At 57.6% G+C, this 5,408-nt stretch carries 6 protein-coding genes; 3 read left to right on the top strand and 3 right to left on the bottom strand.

All coding sequences use genetic code 11. From position 1 onward, the window contains the following. From HKN37_00030 to dnaA, 3 genes are all read right to left on the bottom strand, one after another. Positions 1–397: AAA family ATPase (locus HKN37_00030; protein NNE45024.1), on the bottom strand; the 397-nt coding region annotated here is incomplete at its 3' end. Positions 398–404: 7 nt separating this feature from the next. Beyond that, entirely contained in the window at positions 405–1,484 is a 1,080-nt protein-coding gene (gene dnaN, locus HKN37_00025) for a DNA polymerase III subunit beta (protein ID NNE45023.1), read from the bottom strand. Positions 1,485–1,686: 202 nt separating this feature from the next. Next, on the bottom strand, positions 1,687–3,102 hold the full coding sequence (dnaA, locus tag HKN37_00020; protein NNE45022.1) for a chromosomal replication initiator protein DnaA: 1,416 nt from the start codon (positions 3,100–3,102) through the stop codon (positions 1,687–1,689). 542 nt (positions 3,103–3,644) lie between these two features. Here dnaA and rnpA point away from each other — a divergent pair. The 3 genes from rnpA (at position 3,645) to HKN37_00005 (ending at position 5,335) form a co-directional block, all read left to right on the top strand. Beyond that, positions 3,645–4,106: a ribonuclease P protein component gene (gene rnpA / locus HKN37_00015; GenBank protein ID NNE45021.1), complete on the top strand. Its 462-nt coding sequence runs from the start codon at positions 3,645–3,647 to the stop codon at positions 4,104–4,106. Between the two features lie 69 nt (positions 4,107–4,175). Beyond that, a complete protein-coding gene (yidD, locus tag HKN37_00010) occupies positions 4,176–4,466 on the top strand; it encodes a membrane protein insertion efficiency factor YidD (GenBank protein NNE45020.1) in 291 nt (96 codons plus the stop codon). Further along, positions 4,463–5,335 (top strand): YidC/Oxa1 family membrane protein insertase, encoded by an 873-nt coding sequence (locus tag HKN37_00005; protein NNE45019.1) that lies wholly within the window; start codon positions 4,463–4,465, stop codon positions 5,333–5,335. Before yidD ends, HKN37_00005 begins: the two co-directional genes overlap by 4 nt. Positions 5,336–5,408 lie beyond the last annotated feature (73 nt).

Here is a 5,408-nt window from a genome sequence, read left to right as displayed (position 1 = left end):
GTCGGATGGCCGAACCGGTCTTCACGATGTTGAGATCGTCTGGAAGAAACGTGACGGCTCGGAGGAATCGTCGGAGTTCTCGGTTTCGGCGGGGACGCTTTCCATCAACTTCAACCGCACGCCGACCTACACGCGGGAGGGACACGCCAATCACATGCGTTCCTCCTGCGGCGTCGACCTCGCCTCGAAGGACGGATGTCTCCGCGTTTAGCGAAACCAACGCTTCGTCCGGAACACCTCTAAAGGAGCGCAGGTAGCCCAGATAGGCAACGGCTTCCAATACGGCTGTTTTGCCCGACCCGTTTGGCCCGATCAAGAGATTGATTCCTTCCTCGGGATCGAATCGGAGGTCCGGGTAACTGCGAAAGTGGGTGAGTTGCAACCACGCGAGCCGCATGCGGCTCCTAGATACGCACTGGCATCAACAGATAGGTGAACCCCGGAGTATTCGCTCCACGCAGAATGCCTGCTTTGTGGCCATCCTGGGCGTCCAGGACAATCTCGTCGTCATCAACTGCGGATATGCCATCGGCGAGATAGCGGGGGTTGAAAGCTATCTGAAATGGTTCACCGGAAAAGGAGCCCTCCACTCGCTCAGATGTACCGCCGACCTCTTGCCTCGTAACGCTCACGGTAACGCCATTGTCACCGACGTCGAGCCGCACAGGAATATGGTCTTCGGCCACCAGTGAAGCCCGATCGATAGCCGAAAGTAAATCCCCTTTCTTGACTGTCAAGCTGTTGGGATAGGAGTCGGGAAGCAACTGCTGGTAGTTGGGGAAAGTCGCCTCGATGAGTCGAACGGTCAGAGAACCGCGCTCCGACGAAACCGTTGCCATCCGGGTACCGACTGACAATCGAATCTTGTCATCGGTGACCGTTCGTCCTATCTCTTTGAGACCCCGGGCCGGTATCAAACCCCCCACCGGAAGATCACTGCCAAGAAGGTCGCGCACCGCCAGGCGATAGGAATCTGTCGCCGCCATCCGGAAGCCGCCTTCGATCGGCTCGACCTTGACCCCGGTGAGCATGGGACGAGCGTCGTCTCCGGACGCCGCTATGACTACCTGGTTGATGGCATCCACCAACTCCTTGCCTGCAATTTCGCTACCTGCGGCATCATCGCTTGTCTCTATATGCGGATAGTCATCGACGTTCAACTGCCGAAGTCGGATACTGGGACCATGACCGGTTATCTCGACCTCGGAATCGTCGGTCTTCATAGTGACGGCCCCGGGCGGGAGCTTTCTCACTGCTTCGGCCGCAAGCCGGGCCGGGATCAGAACCGTTCCCTCTTCTTTGACCTCGACTTCAAGAGATGTTCGGACCGTCATCTCCAGGTCACTTCCGGTGACGCTGATCTTTTTCCCAACAACCTCGCAGAGGACTCCCTGGAGTGCGTCTATCGGAGATCGTGTTCCGACGGCTCGAGCAGCACGAGACAAAACGTCCGCAAGATCATCTCGTTCGGCTCTGATGTGCACAGAAGTTCTCCTCACTTCTAAGTACTAAGTATTTGAAATTAATTAGTTAGTAGTTGTAGTAGGCGTTGTGGATTGTGGAAAGGTACACGAAAAGTAGACAGCTGTGGGCCGGGATGCCGATCGGAGGTTGTGTACAGAGTCCGGGTTTGTCCACAGCGGTTTTGCCCCGACGGTAAGCACGGTGGACAATGGGGATAACTTCTCACGTTTCCCTCAGCTTCTGAGACAGGGCTGTGACCTGATCAAATACCTCTTTGTCGGATCCCATCAACTTCTTGACCTTATCGAGTGCATGCATGACGGTCGTGTGATCACGCCCTCCGAACTTGGCTCCGATCTTCGGCAGAGAGAGGTCGGTGAGGTCTCTGGATAGATACATCGCGATCTGGCGGGCTCGCACATAGTCACGACGTCGTGAGCTTCCAATCACCTCAGCTGGAGTGACATTGCATGCGGACGCCGTCTCGTGGATGATTTCTTCCGCTGTCAACATGCGGGGCTGCGACCGCGGCGCCAGGTCCTGCAAGACGTCTTTAGCCATATCGAGCGTGATGGTTTCGGCGTGAAGCGCGGCATAAGCGGTGATCCGCGTAAGCGCACCTTCGAGTTCCCGAATATTGTCTGATACCTGTCCGGCGATGAATTCGAGTACCGACTCGGGGATCTCGGTTGGGGCGAACGCCGCGTTCGTCCTCAGGATCGCCAACCTCGTTTCGATATCGGGAGGTTGGATGTCGGTCAGAAGCCCCCACTCAAACCTGCTGCGGAGGCGATCGGGCAGCGTGGAGTTACGAGGATGACGGTCTGAGGTAATGACCATCTGTTTTCCGGCGTCATACAGTGAGTTGAAGGTGTGGAAGAACTCTTCGAGGATCTGTTCCTTCCCATCGAAGAACTGCACATCGTCCAACAGGAGTACGTCGGTCGTCCGGTACGTGTGTTTGAACTGATCCATTCGCTTGCGACGGATTCCGTCGATGAAGTCGTTGAAGAATTCTTCCGAGGTGACATATCTGATGGTGCGGCGCGAGTCCAACACCGCCACCTGGTGGGCCACGGCTTTCAACAGATGGGTTTTGCCGAGGCCTGCTGGTCCGTAGATGAAAAGCGGGTTGTAATGCGTTCCAGGCTGTTCGCACACGGCCATGGACGCCGCCCAGGCGAAACGATTCGACGGGCCTACGACGAAATTCTCGAAGGAGTACTTGGGAGCTTCCGGCGTAAAGAGGTCGAGTTGACCGAGGTCGTGTTCTCCGGTCGCATCATCGTCCTCGGTGAGCTCGAGCTCCGCGACATCCTCAGGAGGTTGAGACTCCAATCGGATATCGAGCGCCTGGCCGTAAGAGGCTTCGACTGCGCGTTCAATGGTCTCGAGGTGTTTATCGCGAATCCACCGAACGTGAAAATCATTGGGAGCCTTGACTACCACGACTCCGTCTTCTGTGTCATCGATAACAAGTGGTTCGAGCCACGTCTGCCAGGTGACCTTGGTCACGAGGCCTTCGAGAATGATCTGGAAAGCGTCCCGCGGGGAAGGTTCGGGCTCGCTCGGGTCTCCAGACTGAAAATCTGGCTGCAATTGTCCTCCGCATATGTCTGTCGCATGGCTGCGACTCATAGAACCGGCCGGCGACCAGTTCCCCTCCAGGGGGACCCGTACGGTCCCATCACGCGGCTGCCCTCTAGAACGCCCACGTTTCCACAAACATATCCACAAGATGTGGACAGGACAGCTCCTCTTCTCTCCCCGCCCATGCCGTTGACGCGTCGACCTCAGCTGACGCGTCGAATGCCGGGTGTAGCGGGTGCCCGTCCGGACGTAAGTGTGATGTAGTCCGGTTGTCTGCGGCGGCCGAGTATAAGAACCTGGTAGCGGCGGCTCAAGTCCGCCAAAAGCGCGGCTAGATTCGCGTTCCGGGGACAAGAACACCCGAGAAAATCGCCAAATCATGGGCGCAATGGTCGAGTTACGCAATGCCGATTACCACAAGAGCGCGATTTCGTTCCGCGATCTCGACCAGGAAAAGTTTCGCGAGTCGCGCCCGGGGATGTCCTCGTTGACATAACGCAGGCGCCTCCTTAGTCTTGCGGCGACCGCGTGACCTGGGAACCTCATGAAACGCACCTACCAACCGAAGAATCGTCGTCGCAAACGTGTCCATGGATTTCGGACGCGCATGCGTACCCGAGCTGGACGCGCCACTGTGCAACGCCGTCGGCAAAAAGGCCGGAAGCGCCTCGCCGCGTAACGTCTCCCTCACGGGAAAACGCAACTTCGATCGGGTGTACCGTCAAGGGAACCGTGTTCACGTGGCTGCCGCAGGCATCGTCGCAATCGAGTCGCAGACTCGGGAGGACGAGCATGCGGACGGAATGGACGATGCGGGAACTCCTGCTAGAGCACCTTCCCGGCTAGCGTTCGTTGCCGGACGGTCTGTCGGAAATGCGGTCGTCCGCAACCGGGCGAAACGGCGCCTCCGTGAGGCGGTGCGAATGGTACATGTGCCAGACGGATGGGATCTCGTGATCTCGGCCCGGACAGGAACGGCGACTGAGCCGTTCGACCAGCTGGTCAAACAGCTGCAAGAAGGGATAGCGCGAGCTACCTCCGGGAAGCGTTAGCCGAAACCGAACATTGACCGGGCGACCGGCTACACCAACCTACAAACGAAGTTTAGAGCAGACACTTTCATGACCACCCACGACGTCACTTCCCCGGCGCCATACCAGCTTTCCTACTGGCTGATGGCGGCGATCCGGCTTTACCAGCGAACACTGTCACCTTTGCTGGGACAGAGTTGTCGATTTAGTCCTACGTGTTCCATGTACGCCTACGACTCGATCAGGCTGCACGGAGCCATCAGGGGAAGCTGGCTCGCCGGGAAACGGGTGGGACGCTGCAATCCGTGGGGAGGTCTCGGGTTCGATCCGGTACCGCAACCGGACAGTGAGGTAGGCAGCGACCTGGGAGGACGCCCATGATCGATGCTATTGCAGGCGCCCTCGGCAGCATTCTTACCATAATTTACCAACTTATCCCCTCACTGGGATTCGCGATCATCGCCCTCACGGTCATCATCAATCTCCTGGTCTTTCCCTTGACACTGCGCCAGACGCGAAGCATGCGCGCAAGTGCCGAATTGCAGCCGCAGATCAAGCGCATCCAGGCTGAACACAAAGAAGACAAGCAGCGTCAGCAAGAAGAGCTCATGGCGCTGTACAAAGACAAGGGTGTGCACCCTCTAGGAGGATGTCTTCCCTCACTCGTACAACTTCCGGTCTGGTATGGACTGTTCCGGCTTCTGCGTAGTTTTTCCGATGCGGGCGGGGAAATGACCCGCTTCGTCAACGGCAGTTTGGCAGATGCGATTGCTGCCGGCCAAACTCGATTCTGGGGCATGGATCTCACAGAAGTCCCTTCCCAAATCATTCCGAACGACATCGTTGGTGGTATTCCCTATCTGCTGCTCATCGTTGCGATTGTCGCAACCGGCTTCTACTCGCAACGGCTACAGATGGCTAAACGAGGCGGAAACCAGAAAGACGCCGACGCCAGTTCTCAGGCTCAACAGATTCAGGCCATTCTCAAGTACATGCCGCTGATGTTTGGTGTCATCGGCTTTACATTGCCGGCCGGCGTCTCGCTCTATATCGCATCGGGCCAGCTGGTCCGAATGGGCGGTCAGGAAGTGATCGACCTCATGGAAGGCCCCGATCCGCGTGGTGCGGCAGCGGCAAACGGCAAGTCAGCCGACGCCGGCCCTATCCCGGAGCCGACCGAGATCGTCGAGGCAAAAGTCAAGAAGCCGCAGGGTTCGAAGAAGAAACAAAACCGCCGAAGGAGGAAATAAGTGGATTTCGTTGAAGTGCGAGGTTCCACGGTCGAGGTTGCTGTCGAAGCCGGTCTGGCTGAGCTGGGTCTGG

The sequence above is a fragment of the Rhodothermales bacterium genome, from assembly GCA_013002345.1.
GTDB lineage: Bacteria > Bacteroidota > Rhodothermia > Rhodothermales > JABDKH01 > JABDKH01.
The sequence above is the reverse complement of the archived record's forward strand: the minus strand, read 5'-3'. Positions and strand labels throughout refer to the sequence as shown.